Origin of the sequence: Mammaliicoccus sp. H-M34 (assembly GCF_022386495.1) — a bacterium.
Taxonomy (GTDB): Bacteria; Bacillota; Bacilli; order Staphylococcales; family Staphylococcaceae; genus Mammaliicoccus; species Mammaliicoccus fleurettii.
On the sequence record NZ_JAJNIK010000005.1, the window covers coordinates 138,593 to 157,489 of the forward strand.

The 18,897-nt window shown below is 34.3% G+C and carries 14 protein-coding genes, 1 tRNA gene and 1 other RNA gene; 15 read left to right on the plus strand and 1 reads right to left on the minus strand.

Features of this window, described 5'->3' with window-relative positions; translation table 11 throughout:
- Nucleotides 1–59 precede the first annotated feature (59 nt).
- From gltB to LQ608_RS08535, 6 genes are all read left to right on the plus strand, one after another.
- Nucleotides 60–4,553, plus strand: coding sequence for a glutamate synthase large subunit (gltB, locus tag LQ608_RS08510; RefSeq protein ID WP_239751276.1), 4,494 nt, complete (start codon nt 60–62; stop codon nt 4,551–4,553).
- A gap of 15 nt (nt 4,554–4,568) precedes the next feature.
- Nucleotides 4,569–6,026, plus strand: a complete 1,458-nt coding sequence (locus tag LQ608_RS08515; RefSeq protein WP_239751277.1) for a glutamate synthase subunit beta — start codon at nt 4,569–4,571, stop codon at nt 6,024–6,026.
- 60 nt (nt 6,027–6,086) lie between these two features.
- Nucleotides 6,087–6,179: transfer RNA gene (locus LQ608_RS08520), tRNA-Ser, on the plus strand.
- A gap of 132 nt (nt 6,180–6,311) precedes the next feature.
- Nucleotides 6,312–7,235, plus strand: coding sequence for a S66 peptidase family protein (locus LQ608_RS08525; RefSeq protein WP_239751279.1), 924 nt, complete (start codon nt 6,312–6,314; stop codon nt 7,233–7,235).
- Between the two features lie 12 nt (nt 7,236–7,247).
- The gene (locus LQ608_RS08530; RefSeq protein WP_239751280.1) at nt 7,248–8,348 is read left to right on the plus strand and encodes a dipeptide epimerase; all 1,101 of its coding nucleotides are present in this window, start codon (nt 7,248–7,250) and stop codon (nt 8,346–8,348) included.
- Complete coding sequence (locus LQ608_RS08535) at nt 8,345–9,253, plus strand: C40 family peptidase (RefSeq protein WP_239751283.1); 909 nt, start codon at nt 8,345–8,347, stop codon at nt 9,251–9,253. Before LQ608_RS08530 ends, LQ608_RS08535 begins: the two co-directional genes overlap by 4 nt.
- Here the strand turns inward: LQ608_RS08535 and LQ608_RS08540 are convergent.
- Entirely contained in the window at nt 9,242–9,988 is a 747-nt protein-coding gene (locus LQ608_RS08540) for a serine hydrolase (protein WP_239751284.1), read from the minus strand. The genes LQ608_RS08535 and LQ608_RS08540 overlap by 12 nt on opposite strands.
- 120 nt (nt 9,989–10,108) lie before the next feature.
- Here LQ608_RS08540 and treP point away from each other — a divergent pair, with 120 nt between their 5' ends.
- The 9 genes from treP to LQ608_RS08585 all read left to right on the plus strand — a co-directional run bounded on the left by treP (nt 10,109) and on the right by LQ608_RS08585 (nt 18,624).
- Nucleotides 10,109–11,545, plus strand: coding sequence for a PTS system trehalose-specific EIIBC component (gene treP / locus LQ608_RS08545; RefSeq protein ID WP_239751287.1), 1,437 nt, complete (start codon nt 10,109–10,111; stop codon nt 11,543–11,545).
- 22 nt (nt 11,546–11,567) lie between these two features.
- Nucleotides 11,568–13,211, plus strand: coding sequence for an alpha,alpha-phosphotrehalase (treC, locus tag LQ608_RS08550; RefSeq protein WP_239734742.1), 1,644 nt, complete (start codon nt 11,568–11,570; stop codon nt 13,209–13,211).
- A 30-nt stretch (nt 13,212–13,241) separates the two neighbouring features.
- Nucleotides 13,242–13,973 carry a trehalose operon repressor gene (gene treR, locus LQ608_RS08555; protein WP_078357100.1) on the plus strand — a complete coding sequence of 244 codons (732 nt, stop codon included), beginning with the start codon at nt 13,242–13,244 and terminating at the stop codon, nt 13,971–13,973.
- A gap of 52 nt (nt 13,974–14,025) precedes the next feature.
- Nucleotides 14,026–14,294: signal recognition particle sRNA large type (ffs, locus tag LQ608_RS08560), an RNA gene on the plus strand.
- A gap of 91 nt (nt 14,295–14,385) precedes the next feature.
- A complete protein-coding gene (locus LQ608_RS08565) occupies nt 14,386–14,919 on the plus strand; it encodes a GNAT family N-acetyltransferase (RefSeq protein WP_239751289.1) in 534 nt (177 codons plus the stop codon).
- A 73-nt stretch (nt 14,920–14,992) separates the two neighbouring features.
- Complete coding sequence (gene dnaX, locus LQ608_RS08570; RefSeq protein WP_239751292.1) at nt 14,993–16,684, plus strand: DNA polymerase III subunit gamma/tau; 1,692 nt, start codon at nt 14,993–14,995, stop codon at nt 16,682–16,684.
- A gap of 91 nt (nt 16,685–16,775) precedes the next feature.
- Nucleotides 16,776–17,096 carry a YbaB/EbfC family nucleoid-associated protein gene (locus LQ608_RS08575; protein WP_078357097.1) on the plus strand — a complete coding sequence of 107 codons (321 nt, stop codon included), beginning with the start codon at nt 16,776–16,778 and terminating at the stop codon, nt 17,094–17,096.
- Between the two features lie 2 nt (nt 17,097–17,098).
- Complete coding sequence (gene recR / locus LQ608_RS08580; protein ID WP_078357248.1) at nt 17,099–17,695, plus strand: recombination mediator RecR; 597 nt, start codon at nt 17,099–17,101, stop codon at nt 17,693–17,695.
- An 80-nt stretch (nt 17,696–17,775) separates the two neighbouring features.
- The gene (locus tag LQ608_RS08585; RefSeq protein ID WP_239751294.1) at nt 17,776–18,624 is read left to right on the plus strand and encodes a patatin-like phospholipase family protein; all 849 of its coding nucleotides are present in this window, start codon (nt 17,776–17,778) and stop codon (nt 18,622–18,624) included.
- Nucleotides 18,625–18,897 lie beyond the last annotated feature (273 nt).

Here is an 18,897-nt window from a genome sequence, read left to right on the forward strand (position 1 = left end):
GTATGATATAAACTATAAATTATTGAAGATTCTGAAATTTACTGTTGAGGTGATGTCGTATGTCATTTAAGAAAGATAGAAGACAACTTGGCCTATATGATTCAATGGACGAGCATGATGCTTGTGGAATTGGTTTTTACGCCAATATGGACAACAAAAGGTCACATGATATTGTATTAAAATCAATTGAAATGCTATGTAGGTTAGATCATAGAGGTGGAGTTGGAGCAGATGGTATTACTGGCGATGGTGCTGGTATTATGACTGAAGTCCCTCACCTCTATTTTAAACAAAAATTAAAATTAAATTTACCTGAAGAAGAAAATTATGCAGTTGGTATGTTTTTCACTGATAAGAAAATAGCAGGTAGTGAACACGAAGCGAAATTCAATGCTTTTTTTGAAGCAGAAGGATTAAAAATTATTACTTATAGAGATGTGCCGGTAGACTCTTCCGTATTAGCAGAACATGTTGCGGAGACAATGCCATTTATTCAACAAGTATTTGTTGAAAACAAAACGAGCGAACACTTTGATCGTTCTTTATTTATTGCACGTAAGCAGATTGAACGATATGGTGATGAACAAGATTTAGATTTATATTTTGCAAGTTTATCTAGAAGAACAATTGTTTATAAAGGTTGGTTGCGTTCAGATCAAATTAAAGGTTTATATACTGATTTATTAGATGAATCTTATGTTTCGAAATTTGGTTCAGTCCATTCTAGATTTAGTACAAATACATTTCCGAGTTGGAAGAGAGCACATCCTAATAGATTATTAATGCATAATGGTGAGATTAACACGATTAAAGGTAATGTTAATTGGATGCGTGCTCGTCAAGATAGATTAATTGAGACTATTTTTGGGGATGTCAAAGATAAAATTGGTACGGTATTAGATGAATCAGGAAGTGACTCGGCTATAGTCGATAACGCTTTAGAGTTCTTGAGTTTAAGTATTCCTCCAGAACAAGCAGCAATGCTATTGATACCTGAACCTTGGTTATACAATGATACGCAAGATCCGAAAATTAGAGCATTCTACGAGTATTACAGTTATTTGATGGAGCCATGGGATGGACCAACTATGATTAGCTTCTGTGATGGTGATAAATTAGGTGCTTTAACAGATCGTAATGGATTGAGACCTGGACGTTATACGATCACAGATACTAATGAAATTATATTTTCATCTGAAGTAGGCGTAATTGATGTAGATGAAGAGCATGTTGTCTACAAAGGGCAATTGAATCCAGGGAAACTCTTACTAGTAGACTTTAAAGAGAATAAAGTAATTGAAAATGACGAGTTAAAACAACGTATCGCAAGTGAATATCCTTATGACGAATGGATTAGTCATAAAGAATTAGATGTAAATGACATTGTTGCTGTACCTTCACATGTAGAACAGGAGAAATTATTCCAATTACAACGTCGTTTCGGATATACAAAAGAAGAGATCAACAAATACATGTCTGAGCTTGTTAACGAGAAAAAAGACCCAATTGGAGCCATGGGATTTGATACGCCTGTTGCAGTATTAAGTACAAGACCTGAATCATTGTTTAATTATTTTAAACAACATTTTGCGCAAGTTACGAATCCACCTATTGATTCATATAGAGAAAAGATTGTAACAAGTGAATTGGTGTATTTAGGAAAAGAAGGTAACTTGTTAGAACCACGTAAAGATAATACAAAGAGAATTCAATTGAACCACCCAGTATTGTCAAAAGCACAACTTGAAAAAATTCAAGAAAGCAATTTTGGTGTAGCAGTTATTCCGACAACTTATACAGGATCGCTTAAAGAAGCGCTTGATGACTTAGGCAAAAGTGTTTCCAAAGCTGTAAAAGATGGCGCTGAAATTATTGTTTTAGAAGATGAATCTGTTGAAGATGAAGAGGTATCATTTGCAATGCCAATGCTATTAGCAGTGAGCCATATTCATCAATATTTGATAAGAACCGGACAACGTCTTGATACAAGCATTGTCGCATACTCTGGTGAATGTAGAGAAGTGCATCATTTAGCAACTTTAATCGGTTATGGAGCAAACGCTGTTGTGCCTTATTTAGCACATTATACGATAGAAGATTTAACTGCTGCGGGCCGTCTTGAAGGTACGATTGAGCAGAATATCGATACGTATAGTCAAACGTTATCTGCAGGTGTTATCAAAGTTATGGCTAAGATGGGTATTTCAACTGTGCAGAGTTACCAAGGTGCTCAAATATTTGAAGCAATTGGTTTAGGTAAAGATGTAATCAATCAATATTTCACAGGTACACCGTCTAAATTGTCTGGTATATCTATAGAAACGATTGATAAAGAAAATAAAGCAAGACAATCAGAACGCATTAAGCATTTAAATACGGGTAGTACTTTCCAATGGAGACAGCAAGGAGAGCATCATGCATTTAACCCGAAAACAATTCATTTATTACAACACGCTTGTAGAGAAAATAACTTTGAAATGTTCAAAGAATATTCAGAAGCGGCTGATAATGAACGCATGAGTCATTTAAGAAATTTACTTGATTTTAAACCTGAAAAAGCAATTGATTTGAAAGAAGTAGAGTCAGCAGATCAAATTGTTACAAGATTCAAAACAGGTGCAATGAGTTTCGGTTCAATTTCTCAAGAAGCGCATCAAACTTTAGCAGAAGCGATGAATAGAATTGGCGGACGAAGTAATAGTGGAGAAGGTGGAGAAAACCCTGAACGCTTTATTGTTAAACCAGACGGAACAAACTACATGAGTGCAATCAAACAAGTAGCTTCCGGTCGATTCGGTGTGACGAGTGATTACTTACAACACGCAAAAGAAATTCAAATTAAAGTGGCACAAGGTGCAAAACCTGGTGAAGGTGGCCAGTTACCTGGAACAAAAGTCTATCCATGGGTAGCTGAAGTTCGAGGCTCGACACCTGGTGTTGGTTTAATCTCGCCACCTCCGCATCACGATATTTATTCTATTGAAGACTTAGCGCAATTAATTCATGATTTGAAGAATGCTAATAGAAAATCAGATATTAGCGTCAAACTCGTTTCAAAATCAGGCGTTGGTACTATTGCAGCAGGTGTTGCAAAAGCGCATGCCGATAAAATTGTTATAAGCGGCTACGATGGTGGTACTGGAGCTTCTCCTAAGACGAGTATTCAGCATGCTGGTTTACCGTGGGAAATCGGTTTATCAGAAACGCATCAAACCCTTATGTTAAATGGGCTTCGCTCACGTGTAACGCTTGAAACGGATGGTAAATTAATGACAGGTCGTGACGTAGCTTTAGCGTGTGCACTAGGTGCTGAAGAATTTGCTTTTGCAAGTGCACCATTAGTTGTTCTTGGGTGTATTATGATGAGAGTTTGTCATAAAGATACATGTCCAGTAGGTATAGCGACTCAAAATGGTGATTTACGTAAATTATTTACGGGTAAAGCGGATCACATCGTGAACTTTATGTACTTTATTGCCGAGGAAATAAGAGAGATTCTTGCTTCTTTAGGATTAAAAACAATGGATGATCTTGTTGGTAGAACAGATTTACTAGAAGTTTCTAAGAGATACTATGCTCATCCGAAAGCAAAAGAATTAGATTTAGAAACATTGTTGTTCGTAAACGAAGGTGAAAGATATCGTTCAACTAATCAAAATCATTATCTTGATGAAGGATTTGATTTAACTAAGTTATATCAAGATGCAAAAGCGTCAATTGATCACGGCGAAAAATTTGTAGGAAGCTATAATGTGCGTAATACAGAACGAGATGTTGGTGTTATCACAGGTAGTTATATCACAGAAGTACACGGCGAACCAGGCTTACCAGAAGATACGATACATGTTAAGACATTTAAACATGCTGGACAAAGCTATGGCGCATTCACACCTAAAGGTATGACTTTACATCATACTGGTGATGCAAACGACTACTTTGGTAAAGGTTTATCTGGAGGTAAATTAATCTTGAAAGCACCGAACGAAGATAGAGAAGATAATATCATTGTTGGTAATGTTTGTTTCTATGGTGCAACGAGTGGTACTTCTTATATAAACGGACGAGCAGGAGAACGTTTCTGTGTTAGAAACAGTGGTGTAAAAGTTGTTGTCGAAGGTGTTGGAGATCACGGATTAGAATATATGACTGGAGGACGCGTAGTTATCCTAGGGGATGTTGGACGTAACTTTGGTCAAGGTATGAGTGGTGGCGTGTGTTATGCAATGCCTACAGATGTTGAAGCATTCAAGAAAAGAAACGCGTTGGATACACTTGAATTTGAAACTTTAAAAGACGTAGATGAAATAGCTAATTTAAAACATATGTTAGAAGAGCATGTTAAATATACAAATAGTAAAAAAGCAAAAGCAGTGTTAGCATCATTCGACACAATTGTTGAAAAAGTAGTAAAAGTGATTCCTAAAGACTATAAACTCATGATGCAGAAGATTTCACAACACAAATTAGAAAACGAAGAAGACGCACTTTTAAATGCATTCTTTGATGATCGAAAATCTATAGGTGATGAAGAAGAACTGGCTTCTGTATATTAAGAAGGAGGGCATATTATGGGTGAATTTAAAGGTTTTATGAAGTATCCTAAGCAACAACTTGATGAGTTGTCATTAAAAGATAGAATAAATGGATATGAACCATTCCAACAACGCTTTACAACAGAAGATGCTGCAACACAAGGTGCCCGTTGTATGGACTGCGGCACACCATTTTGTCAGACAGGCTCATCATTCGGTAGAGATACAATAGGTTGTCCAATCGGTAACTATATACCTGAATGGAATGACTTAGTTTATCGAAAAGATTATAAAGAAGCATATGAAAGATTATCTGAAACGAATAACTTCCCCGAATTTACTGGTCGTGTCTGTCCAGCACCATGTGAATCGTCATGTGTCTTAGCTATTAATAATGATTCAGTAGCCATTAAAGGAATTGAACGCACAATTATTGATGAAGCATATGATATGGGACTTGTTAAACCTAAGTTTCCAGAACAACGTCTTGAAGAGAAAGTTGCGATTATAGGCAGTGGTCCAGCAGGCTTAACTGCAGCAGAAGAATTAAATTTATTAGGTTATAATGTGACGGTATATGAGCGAAATCATCGTCCTGGTGGTTTGCTTATGTACGGTATACCAAGTATGAAGTTGGATAAAGAAGTGATTGAGCGTCGTGTTAAATTAATGGAAGAAGCAGGTATCGTCTTTAAGACAGATGTTAATGTGGGGAAAGACATCACGAAAGAAGAACTAGATGCACAATATGATGCGATTGTAGTTTGCACCGGTTCACAAAAAGGACGAGATTTACCATTAGAAGGACGCATGAGTTTTGGTATTCATTTTGCAATGGAATATTTAACAGAACAAACGCAATTACAAATGGGAGAAATTGAAGAACCGACAATAACAGCAAAAGGTAAAAATGTGATTGTAATAGGTGCGGGTGATACTGGTGCAGACTGTGTAGCAACAGCATTAAGAGATGATTGTAAATCAGTAGTTCAATTTAATAAATATGTAAGATTGACTGACAAAATGGAGCAAAATACGTCTTGGCCATTACCAATGCCAATATTCAAATTAGACTACGCTCATAAAGAGTACCGTGAAAAATTTGGATTTGAACCAAGAGCTTATGGTATTCAAACGATGCGTTATGATGTCGATGAGAATGATAATATCCGTGGCCTTTATACACAAGTATTAGAAGAAACGGAAGATGGTATGGTTATTGTAGAAGGAACTGAACGTCATTGGCCAGCAGATTTAGTATTATTATCAATAGGTTTTGAAGGAACTGAGCATTTAGTACCACATTCATTTAATTTAAATACAAAGCGTAATAAAATAGTCGCAAATGAAAAAGATTTTAGAACGAATCAAGATAAAATATTTGTCGCTGGTGATGCAAGAAAAGGTCAAAGTTTAGTAGTTTGGGCAATAAAAGAAGGTCGAGCAGTCGCAAAATCTGTAGATAAAGCCTTAAAGAAAAAAATTACAATTTAATTTTTGCGGTTTTTGTTGACATGAGTGATGGCATGTTATAAGATAAGTATTGTCTTATTTGGAGGAATACCCAAGTCCGGCTGAAGGGATCGGTCTTGAAAACCGACAGGGGCTTAACGGCTCGCGGGGGTTCGAATCCCTCTTCCTCCGCCATTATTTTTAAATTAACCAAGACTATTATATAGAAAAGCACTACCTACATTAGTAGGTAGTGCTTTTTGTTTTGTACAAATGTTTTACAACTTTGCTATAATATAAGAATATTCTGATAAAGGTCGTGACTGAATGAAGGCGAAGGGTTTAAAACGGGGAGATATGTTAGGTGTTGTAGCGTTAGCGAGTCCACCGAACCAAGAACATTTAAAGAATGGCTTGAAACGTTTAGAAGAGAGGTACCAAGTTAAATTTAAGTTAGCGAATAATATTGAACACATTTATGGCCATTTAGCAGGTACAGATGAAGAAAGATTACAAAGTTTACATGACATGCTAAAAGATGATGAAGTTAAGGGCATCATTTGTGCTTGTGGAGGATACGGCACACCTAGAATTGTGGAGCAAATTGATTACGAGCTTGTTAAGAAATATCCAAAAATTATTTGGGGATACAGTGATATAACTTGTTTGCATAATGCTATTAGACAACAAACAGGTTTGACTACATATCAAGGGCCAATGATTGCTTCTGATATTGGAGATACTTTTAATGAGACATCTATTAAGAGTTTTGAACAGTTATTTGATGGTAAAGATATAACATATCCAACTAATCAATTAACATTTAATACACTCGTACCTGGACGAGTTGAAGGTGATATTGTTGGAGGTTGTTTATCGTTATTAGTTTCTGGTTTAGGCACTTCGTATGAAATTGATACAAAAGGGAAAATTTTATTTATAGAAGATATTGGTGAAGAACCGTATAAAATTGATGGCTTTCTTCAACAATTGAAGTCGGCTGGAAAGTTAGACGATGCTATAGGGTTTATAATTGGCCCATTTACCGATAGTGAACCTAAAAATCCTAAAAAATCGTTAACAATGAATGAAGTTTTGGACTTTTTTATAACGCGTTTAGGTAAACCTGCAGTATATGATTTGAATATTGGACATTGTACACCTCATTTCGCTATACCATTTGGAACGAAAGCAATTTTAGACGTGGATCAAAAATTATTAAAAATAGAATCAGGTGTAAATATAGAATAAAGGGGCAGTATTATGTTTATTACAGATATAAAATATTATAGATACGGGACGTCTTTAAAGAAACCATTCAAAACAGCTCTAAGAACAGTTGAAGTAATAGAAAGTATATACGTTTTTATAGAGACAAATTACGAAGATATAGTAGGGGTTGGGGAAGCTGTACCTACATATGTGATTACAGGTGACACAAAAGGTGGAATTGAAGCGGCAATTGAAGAAGTGTTTAAACCCCTTTTAATAAATAGACAGTTAACGAAAGATTTGTTAGATGAAATACAACAAATAATTGTTGGTAATACAAGTGCTAAAGCAGCAATTGATATTGCACTTTATGATTTATTAGCTCAAGAAGCTGAATTACCTTTATATAAGTATTTGGATCATAACCCAGGAAATAAAGATTTAGAAACATGCTATACAGTTAGTCTGAATGAAGCAAATGAAATGGTTGAAGACGGTTTGAGATATGTCGAAGAAGGTTTTAATCACTTGAAGATAAAAGTAGGGAAAGACAATGTTGAAACTGATTTGAATAGACTGAAGGCTTTGAGAACTTCTCTGCCTAACAATGTCATATTGAGTGCTGATGCTAATCAAGCTTGGGATGAACAAGGTGCGCGATATGCACTAAAACATTTTGATGAAGCAGATTTAGAAATTGAAAGTATTGAACAACCGGTTGGCCGCTATGAATATGAACTTCTTGGTAAATTAACACAATCATTTAATATACCTTTAATGGTAGATGAAAGCTTGTTTAGTACATATGATGCACGAAGATTAGTAGAAGTAGGTGCTAATAATTTGTGGAATATTAAATTGATGAAGACTGGTGGCATACACGAAGCACTAAAAATTCATGATATAGCACAAAATGCAGATATACATTGTATGGTTGGATGTATGATGGAGACGCATGTTTCTGTAACTGCAGCTTTGCATTTTAGTTTAGCTGCTAAACAAGTAAATCGAGTTGATTTTGATGCGCCTTTAATGGTAGTTGAAAGAGAAATTGAAGGCGGTATTGTATATGAAGGAGCTAAAGTGTCACCGTCAGAAGGATTTGGTTTAGGAATAGATAGAAAATCTTTATATAAGAAGGTGAGTTCATGAAAAAATACTGCAGAGTTAATGTAGGGACAATATGGAGAAGTGCAGATAAAGCTAGAGATATTGATAGAGATGGCATAATGTACCCAGCTAATATTCAAAGATGGCTACTAGAACTCAGTCTAAAAGAGAAGCTATCGTTTACAGAAGACAGCAGAATAGATACACAAATATTGTATGGTGAAATGGTTGAAGTTATAGATGAACAAGATGGCTGGAGTTATGTGATATGTACAGAGCAGGCTTCAAAACAACATAAAAAAGGCTACCCTGGCAATATTCCAACTAGCCAACTAAGTGAAATGAAGGATTATCAATCACATCAAAAAGCACGCGTTAAAGTACCGAAAACAACTTTGTTTAATTTAGATTTTACAACAAAACAAATTCTTTCATTTAATACGGTGTTGCCAGTGACAAATAATAATGATGAATATATTGAAGTAGATACCCCTGAAGGGACAGGTTTAATACATTCAAAAGATATTATTTTAAGCGATGAGCAAGGCACTTTTCTGAAAGGAACAATGCAAGGTGTAATTGAAAATGCCAGACTCTTTTTAGACTTGCCATATTTATGGGGGGGCATGTCTAGTTATGGATATGATTGTTCAGGACTTTGCTACCAAATGTATAAAAGTCAGAATTTCCATATACCTCGAGATGCAGATGAACAGTATGAAGCAATGGAAGATGTTTCTATTGAACAGAAAGCTTTTGAACCTGGTGACCTTCTTTTCTTTAGTAAACCAGAAGATAAGGGCTTCTTATCACACGTTGGTATATACATGGGTGATGATATGATGATTCACGCGCCTCATACACCGAAAAGTATTGAAATAGTTAAATTAACTGGAAGCTATTATCAAAAAATATTAGTAAAAGCAGCAAGATTATTAGATTTTTAAAATAGATTGGATGATATATGACCCGAATTGGTGAGAGAAATCGATCGCCTTTTTGGGTTTGTTTGTGTTTGATAAAAAACAATAATAATAGAGTGTACCTTCATGTTGGATAATACCTACATCGTTTACGACGTTCCCGTATTCACCTGTTTTAGAATAAAAAGAAAGTGATTCTTCATAGAAAGATTTATAAATAGAAACTTTATCATTCAAATGTTGGTGGTACATAATGTCCATCATTTCTTGTTTGTCATCGTGTTGCGTAATATAGCGAAGTATTTTAATCATGTCATTAGCTGTCGTAATATTTTGTATACCTTCAGCAATCGCATTTTCATCCATCATAAAACGATTTAGTTCAGTATTTTCGCAATGAAGTGTTTCATTTATAAATAAATTAATATGATGTAAACCAAAATGATTGATTAAAGTGTTTGTAGCTGTATTATCAGACACAACAATCATTAAATAAATTAAGTCATTTATGCTTACATTCTGAGTGTTCATATTTTGTAATACACCACTCCCACCAACAATATTAGATAGTTGTATTTGTTCTTGTCGTTCCTCTTTAGTTGCATGATTAAAAATATAAATCATGATTGGTAGTTTGATTATACTTGCGGACTCAAATATTTCTTCTTGATGATGGTTGGTAAAAATCGTAGAACTTTCATTAGCGAACTCTAGTGAAAGCCCATCGTGGTCTATGAATTCATCTGTTAAAAAAGACATATACAAAACCTCCTTTATCCAATCATACTACATTATAAATATAATATTAATTGTAAGCCTTTACATGCTTGTATATACAAGTTATAATTCAGTTAAATAAATATAGGGGGAGTGAGTTCAATGGCTGTGAAAAGAGAAGATATAAGACAGATCATTGATGCTATAGGTGGACAGGACAATGTTAACGCAGCAACGCATTGTGTTACACGCTTACGATTAGTATTAAATGATGAAAGTAAGGTTAACAAGGAAGCGTTAGACGAAATTGATTTAGTGAAAGGGTCTTTTTCAGCGAATAACCAATTTCAAATTGTAATTGGACCGGGAACTGTTGACGAGGCGTATAAAGTTTTTCAAGAAGAAACAGGGGTTGAAGAAAGTTCGAAAGATGATGTAAAGAAAGCGTCAGAACAAAAAATGAATCCTTTCCAACGTTTAATTAAATTATTAGGTGACGTGTTTATTCCTATCTTGCCAGCAATCGTAACAGCTGGTTTACTATTAGGTTTAAATAATGTGTTAACAGCAAAGGATTTATTTGGTCCTAAACCGCTCATTGAGCAATATCTATGGTTAGCAGATTTTGCGAACATCATTAATGTTATCGCAAGTACCGCATTTATCTTCTTGCCAGCTTTAATTGGTTGGTCGGCTATGCGTGTATTTGGAGGTAGTCCGATTTTAGGTTTAGTATTAGGTTTAATCTTGTTACATCCACAACTTGCTTCTCAATATGATTTGGGTGGCGGTAAATCAAGTGAAATACCTGTATGGCATATATTCGGTTTAGAAATTAAGCAGTTGAATTACCAAGGACAAGTATTACCAATATTATTTGCAACTTGGGTATTGTCAGTGATAGAGAAATTCCTTACAAAACGTGTTCATGATTCAATCAAGATGTTAGTCGTTGGTCCTGTAGCGCTATTAGTCACTGGTTTCTTAGCATTTATTGTAATTGGGCCATTAGCTTTAGGTTTAGGTACACTTATTACAGATGCTATTAAAGCAATCTTTGAAAGTGCAGGATGGTTAGGTGGAGCAGTGTACGGATTGTTCTATGCGCCACTCGTTATTACTGGTTTACATCATATGTTCTTAGCAGTAGATTTCCAACTGATGGGAAGTCCACTCGGAGGAACATATTTATGGCCAATCGTTGCCATTTCAAATATTTGTCAAGGTTCAGCAGCGTTTGGAGCTTGGATAGTATATAAACAACGTAAAATGGGTAAAGAACAAGGTTTAGCAGTTACTTCAGGTATTTCAGCATTTCTAGGTGTAACTGAACCGGCGATGTTTGGTGTCAACTTACCACTTAAATATCCATTCTTTGCAGCAATTATTTCTTCAAGTTTATTAGGTGCATTTATTGGAGCTAATAAAGTGTTAGGTAGTGTAGGTGTAGGTGGTGTACCTGCAATCATCTCAATTCAAAGAGAATATTGGGCAGTGTTCGGTATTGCTACATTGATAGCTATGGTATTACCAGCTATACTAACGGTTGTGCTTTCAAACTTTGCAAATGAAAAAGCGAAAGAAATGGTGAAAGAATAATTTATAAAAGGAGTTTACCAATATGGCAGTTTCAGATTGGAAAAAGTCTGTCGTTTATCAAGTGTATCCAAAATCTTTCAATGATACGACTGGAAATGGACAAGGTGATTTAAGAGGAATAATTGAAAAGTTACCTTATTTACAAACTTTAGGTGTTGATTATGTTTGGTTAACACCAATTTATGAATCACCAATGAATGATAATGGTTATGATATTAGTGATTATTATCAAATTAATCCAGATTTTGGCACTAAAGAAGATGTTGAAGAGTTACTTAGTGAAGCGCATAGTCTAGGTATTAAAATCATGTTAGATATCGTTATTAATCATACATCTACAGCTCATCATTGGTTTGTAGAGTCTCGTAAATCTAAAGATAATCCGTATCGAGATTATTATATTTGGAAAGAAGGAACGAAAGACGAGCCGCCAACGAATTGGGAATCAAAATTCGGTGGCAATGCATGGACTTATGATGAACAAACAGAAAGTTATTATTTAAGACTATTCGATGTGTCTCAAGCAGATTTAAACTGGGAGAATGACAAACTTAAATCTGAAATATACGAAATGATCAATTATTGGATTGATTTTGGTATAGATGGATTTAGATTTGATGTTATTAATTTAATATCTAAAGGTGCATTCGAAAATTCAGAAGCAATTGGAAAAGAATTTTATACTGATGGACCAAAAGTTCACGAATATTTACAAGAGCTGAATAAACAGACTTTTGGTGATAAAGATATTATGACGGTTGGTGAAATGTCTTCAACTACAATTGATAATTGTATTCAATATACGAATCCTGAACGACACGAATTAAGCAGTGTGTTTAATTTTCATCATTTAAAAGTAGATTATAAGAATGGTGAAAAGTGGTCAGACATGAAATTTGATTTTCTTGAACTGAAACGTATTTTAATGGATTGGCAAGTAAATATCGCTAAAGGTAATGGATGGAATGCGATATTCTGGTGTAACCATGATCAACCAAGAGTTGTGACAAGGTTTGGAAATGATACAACAGAAGAAGATAGAGTTAAATCTGGAAAAATGCTCGCAATATCTTTGCATATGTTACAAGGAACACCATATATATATCAAGGTGAAGAAATTGGCATGACGGATCCTAAGTTTACAGACATTAATCAATATAGAGATGTTGAGTCTCTCAATGCTTACAAACTTTTAAAAAGTAATGGCATAGATGAGGAAATGATTATGAAAGTGATTGGACAAAAGTCTAGAGATAATTCTAGAACGCCAATTCAGTGGAATAAACAAGAAAATGCTGGATTTACAACTGGAACACCATGGATTGGTATTCCGAATAATTATAAACACATTAATGTAGAAGCGGCGCTGGAAGATAAATCTTCAATCTTTTACACGTATCAAAAATTAATCAAAATACGCCATGAACATGATATTATAACTTATGGAGAAATAGAGCCACTTTATATGGAGCATTCAGATTTATTTGTATATAAAAGACGTTTGAATGATGAAGTATGGATAGTTATAGCAAATTACTCTAACCGAGAAGTAGATATCCCAACAGATATCGATTTAGAAGGCGAGATTATGATTGCAAATAACGATTTAAAAGGTAACACATTACAACCATATGACGCATTTGTAGTTAAAGTAAGTGGAAGTTAAGGAATTTTTGAAGGTATAGAGGTGAACCCAATGAACAAGTATATGAAAATCTACCAATCTATCTGTGAAAAAATTATAAATGGTGAATATGCTCATTTACAGCAACTACCTTCAGAAAATGAATTAACAAAAATATATTCAACTTCTAGAGAAACTGTAAGGAAAGCTTTAAATTTATTACAAGAAAAGGGCTATATACAAAAATTACGAGGTAAAGGTTCAGTTGTAATATATGAAGACATCATTCAATTTCCAATTTCGGAAATGATAAGTTTTCAAGAAATTAATCAAAGATTAGGTTTAGACTATGAAACTGAAGTCGAACTTCTCGAAGTAATACGTGCAGAAGAAGTACCAATTGTAAAACATGCTCTTGAACTAAATGATCAGGATAAACTTTGGCATGTTATTAGAACAAGAAAGAAGAACAACAACGTGCATATTATGGATGAAGATTACTTTATATGTAGTGTGATTCCTAAACTAACGAAAGAAGTAGCTTCACAATCAATTTATCGTTATATAGAAAATGAAATGAATGTGGAAATCAGTTATTCAAATAAATCTATTACTTTTGAGAGAATGTCGGATAAAGAGATCGCTTATTTTGGTCATTTAGATCCACCTTTTACAGCAACAGTTAGAGGGATTGTACACCTTAATAATGCAGAACGATTTCAGTATAATATATCTAGACATATTGCAACGGAATTTAAATTTGTAGATTTTTCTCGAAGAGTGATTAATCAAACTCGAATATAAAGAATAGTTTTCTCTTGCCAAAAGTAAAGGTTTTGTTGTACTATATAAATTGCCGTGCTAAGTGGGGAGGTAGCGGTTCCCTGTACTTGAAATCCGCTTATGCAGGACTGAATTCCTTTGCTGCGGACATATTATTGTGAGGTCTGCCCTCAGCACGTGGTGTCTGAAGACGTCGGTCCTATGCAATACAAACCCATGAATCATGTCAGGTCCGGAAGGAAGCAGCATTAAGTGGATCATTGTATGTGCCGTAGGGTTGCCGAGGTTTAGCTAACGACTGAGGTTACGCTTGTGATGTTTGTTCAAAGCAAAGGTGCACGGTATTTAAATTTTAAATTATCAAATTAAATATAAATTCAAAAAGGGTGACCGCGGTCGCCCTTTTTCTTATATCAGGAGGATATTATCATACATGACGCAATTACTAATTGGTACTATTGTGGAATCGGAATATGAACTTGCTAAAGAAGTTGTGAAACAATCTTTTTTAACAGAAGCGCAATCAAACGGAAAAGAATTTGAGTTAATCGGAAAAATTCGAAAATCACTAACTTATAACGCTGAACTTGAAGTAGTAGCAAAAACGGAGTCAGGGAAAATATTAGGGCATGCAATGATGTCAGAGGTAACAATAAATTCTGATGAACAAAGTAATACTGTATTAGCATTGGCACCTGTTTCAGTTTTGCCACAATACCAAAATAAAGGTATAGGCAAAGCTTTAATAGAGGCGTTAGAATATAGAGCATATGAAAATGGTTATATAGGTGTTGTAGTACTCGGTCATTCTGAATATTATCGTAAGCTAGGCTATCATATTGCTTCGGACTTTGAGATTTATGCTCCGTTTGAAGTGCCAGATGAGAACTTCATGTTCAAATATTTATGGGACCACCCAACTAAAGAAATAAGAGGTACTGTTCATTATCCTGAATATTTTCAGTAATTTATAATAAGAAGTCAGTATCGATTCGTGATATAATATAAGGTATATCGTATTAAACTTTGGAGGTGCCATTTTGAACTACCAAGCTTTGTATAGAATGTATAGGCCGCAGTCATTTTCAGATGTTGTAGGTCAAAAACATGTCACAAAAACATTAAGAAATGCAATCCAAAAAGAAAAGCAATCACATGCTTACTTATTTAATGGCCCACGCGGAACTGGTAAAACGAGTATTGCTAAAATTTTTGCTAAAGCAATTAATTGTACAGAAAATACAAATGGTGAACCTTGTAATGAATGCGCAATTTGTAAAGGTATTACACAAGGAACCAATTCAGATGTAATTGAAATAGATGCTGCAAGTAATAATGGTGTAGATGAAATTAGAAATATTAGAGATAAAGTAAAATATGCACCAAGTGAATCTAAATTCAAAGTGTATATTATAGATGAAGTGCATATGTTAACAACTGGTGCCTTTAATGCGCTTCTAAAGACACTTGAAGAACCACCAAGTCATGCTATATTTATTCTTGCTACGACAGAGCCTCACAAAATACCACCAACAATTATTTCGAGATGTCAAAGGTTTGATTTTAAAGCGATTCATTCTGGAGAGATAGAAAGTAGATTGGCATTTGTTGCAGACGAACAAGATATTACTTATGAACAAGATGCTTTATCATTTATTGCACAAGTGTCAGAAGGCGGTATGCGTGATGCACTAAGTATTATGGATCAAGCAATTGCATTTGGAGATGGACATTTGTCACTTGAACATGCTTTAAATGTAACAGGTAGTGTAGATAAAGCAGCATTAAACGCGTTATTCAGCGACATTGTAGCTAAAGATATTAAACAGGCTTTCACGAGATATCATGAGTTTATCGCTGCTGGTAAAGAAGTGAATAGACTTGTTAATGATATGATTTATTTCATTAGAGATGCAATTGTAGCCAAAACGACTGATCAAGATGACGAGCAACATGCACTTCATCATATTGATTTAAATACAATGTACAAGATGATTGATTGCATTAACGACACATTAGTTTCAATGCGTTTTGCAATTAACCAAAATGTTCATATAGAAATACTCATTGTTAAGTTAACAGAATTGATTACAAGTAATAACAAAGAACAACCATCAACAGATGGTCAAAGTAATCAAGTAGCATCAAGTGAAGTAATGAATAAAATCAAACAACTTGAGGAACACGTTCATCAACTTTCTCAGAATGGTGGTAGTCAAAAGGCGAAACCAATTGAAAATAAACAGAACATAGGTAGAAAGCAATCTAAACATGTCTTCTCAATTAGACAAATAGAGCGTGTTCTTGATCATGCTAATCGTGATGATTTGAATTTACTAAAAGAAAAATGGCAAGCGGTTATCGAATCGGTTAAAGAGAAAGAACAAAGAGCATTAGTTAGTTTATTGTTGAACTCGGAACCTGTCGCCGCTAGTGAAGATCATGTACTGGTAAAGTTTGATGAAGATATACATTGCGAGATAGTTAACAAAAATGATGAAAAAAGAAATCATATAGAAGCGATTGTCTGTGAAATAGTAGATAAAACTGTCAAAGTAGTTGGCGTACCAAATTCACAGTGGTTACAAGTTAGACAACAATACATTCAATCTAAAAAAGCTAATCCTGCTCAAGATGATACTGTTAAGGAAGAAAAGACTAAAGAAGCGGATGTCGTTAAAAAAGCACAAGAACTATTCGGTGAGGACACAGTACGTGTTACTGATGAGTAATACATGACATCATCTCCAAAGGTATGTATAATAAATATGACAAAAATTAATTTTCTATAACGAACAAAATAGATATTAGGAGGACGAAATTATGCGCGGTGGCGGAAATATGCAACAAATGATGAAACAAATGCAAAAAATGCAAAAGAAAATGGCTGAGGAACAAGAAAAGCTAAAAGAAGAAAAAATTGAAGGAACAGCTGGTGGCGGAATGGTTACAGTTGTTGTTTCTGGACATAAAGAAATTTTAGACGTAATCATTAAAGAAGACGTTGTAGATCCTGAAGATATAGAAATGCTACAAGATTTAGTATTAGCTGCAACAAATGATGCTTTATCTAAAGCAGACGATGTAACTGCAGATCGTTTAGGTAAACATACAAAAGGTCTTAACATTCCTGGAATGATGTAATGATGTTTTATCCAGAACCAATATCTAAATTAATTGATAGCTTTATGAAGTTGCCTGGGATAGGTCCCAAGACAGCTCAACGATTAGCTTTTCATGTATTAGATATGAAAGAAGACGATGTTGTTCTTTTTGCTAAATCTCTTGTAGATGTAAAGCGAGAACTAACTTATTGTGAAACTTGTGGACACATTACAGATGTATCACCTTGTCATATTTGCCAAGATAAGCAAAGAGATCGTACTGTTGTGTGTGTTGTCCAAGATTCTAAAGATGTTATAGCAATGGAAAAGATGCGCGAGTATAAAGGTTTATATCATGTATTGCACGGAGCTATATCTCCAATGGAAGGTATTGGTCCAGAAGATATTAATATTCCTTCATTATTAGAACGACTAAAGAGTGATGAAGTTACCGAAATTATATTAGCAACGAATCCAAATATAGAAGGTGAATCAACAGCAATGTATATATCTAGACTTGTTAAGCCAATCGGCATTAAAACAACTAGACTTGCACATGGATTGCCAGTAGGTGGCGATTTAGAATATGCTGATGAGGTTACACTGTCTAAAGCTATAACTGGAAGAACAGAAATTTAATAATAAACATGCAACCTGCTCACATGTAATATGTAGCAGGTTGCTTTCATTTAACTAAAGGTATAGAAAAGAGTGTAGATATGATAAAGGACACAGCGTTAATATTAGAAGGTGGCGGAATGAGAAGTATGTATACAGCAGGTGTATTAGACTTCTTTATTAAAAAAGATTTATATTTTGAATATAATATCGGTGTTTCAGCAGGAGCTTCAATGGCAGCAAGTTACTTATCTAGACAATATAGACGTAACCATCGTGTGACAGCAAAGTATATAAAGGATAAACGATATATTTCTCTTTCCAACTATGTAAAGAGAAAAGAATTATTTGGAATGGATTTTGTGTATCACTATATACCTACTTATTTAGAACCCTTTGATTTTGAAAAGTTTGATCAAGCTGAAGAAGAATTTGTTATTGTAACAACTGACTGTGAAACAGGAGAAGCTGTATATTTTGATAAGAAAGAAACTAAAGATTCTATTTTAACTGCATTACAGGCAACGAGTTCATTACCTATGATGGCAAATCCTGTTCAATACAAAGGACATACTTTATTAGATGGAGGAGTTGTAAATCCTATACCTTTGAATAAAACGATTGAGGAAGGTTATAAGAAAAACGTTCTTATTCTTACAAGACCTAAAGGCTATCGTAAAAAACAAAGTAGATTTTCTAGAGTTTTTAGATTGAGAGCATATCCTAAAGTGAATCATCTCATGGCCATTAGGTATAAACATTACAATAAGACATTAGAATGGATAGAAGAGGAAGAAGAAAAAGGGAATTTATTCGTAATAAGACCTTCAGATTCGTTATCAGTAGATAGAATTGAGAAAAATCCTAAGAAATTAGACGCTTTATATAAACAAGGCTACAAAGATGCTGAAAGAATATACGATAATTTAAAAGAATATGTTGAGAAATAATCATATTTGAGAACAATGGTTGTTTTGGTGTAATTTTTATGCTTGAGTTCACTAGATTTAGCGTGTATAGTTATATCTTGTGAGCGAGAGATAAATAACACATCAAAACACTTTGAAAATTAATTTTAAAAAGTTGTTGACTTCGAATTTAGATGCGTGTATAATAGATTCTTGTGAGACGAAATGAACATTGAAAACTGAATGACAATATGTCAACGTTAATTCCAATAATTGAGTACTTATAGTACTTCAAAGAGTGATTGGCTTAACCAA

Excerpts from the sequence above, each read along its gene's own strand:
- LQ608_RS08525 (WP_239751279.1), top strand. The coding sequence starts at position 6,312 with ATGAAGGCGAAGGGTTTAAAACGGGGAGATATGTTAGGTGTTGTAGCG.
- treC (WP_239734742.1), top strand. The coding sequence starts at position 11,568 with ATGGCAGTTTCAGATTGGAAAAAGTCTGTCGTTTATCAAGTGTATCCA.
- treP (WP_239751287.1), top strand. The coding sequence starts at position 10,109 with ATGGCTGTGAAAAGAGAAGATATAAGACAGATCATTGATGCTATAGGT.
- LQ608_RS08535 (WP_239751283.1), top strand. The coding sequence starts at position 8,345 with ATGAAAAAATACTGCAGAGTTAATGTAGGGACAATATGGAGAAGTGCA.
- LQ608_RS08515 (WP_239751277.1), top strand. The coding sequence starts at position 4,569 with ATGGGTGAATTTAAAGGTTTTATGAAGTATCCTAAGCAACAACTTGAT.
- LQ608_RS08565 (WP_239751289.1), top strand. The coding sequence starts at position 14,386 with ATGACGCAATTACTAATTGGTACTATTGTGGAATCGGAATATGAACTT.
- LQ608_RS08540 (WP_239751284.1), bottom strand. The coding sequence starts at position 9,988 with ATGTCTTTTTTAACAGATGAATTCATAGACCACGATGGGCTTTCACTA.
- LQ608_RS08530 (WP_239751280.1), top strand. The coding sequence starts at position 7,248 with ATGTTTATTACAGATATAAAATATTATAGATACGGGACGTCTTTAAAG.
- LQ608_RS08575 (WP_078357097.1), top strand. The coding sequence starts at position 16,776 with ATGCGCGGTGGCGGAAATATGCAACAAATGATGAAACAAATGCAAAAA.
- treR (WP_078357100.1), top strand. The coding sequence starts at position 13,242 with ATGAACAAGTATATGAAAATCTACCAATCTATCTGTGAAAAAATTATA.
- LQ608_RS08585 (WP_239751294.1), top strand. The coding sequence starts at position 17,776 with ATGATAAAGGACACAGCGTTAATATTAGAAGGTGGCGGAATGAGAAGT.
- gltB (WP_239751276.1), top strand. The coding sequence starts at position 60 with ATGTCATTTAAGAAAGATAGAAGACAACTTGGCCTATATGATTCAATG.
- recR (WP_078357248.1), top strand. The coding sequence starts at position 17,099 with ATGTTTTATCCAGAACCAATATCTAAATTAATTGATAGCTTTATGAAG.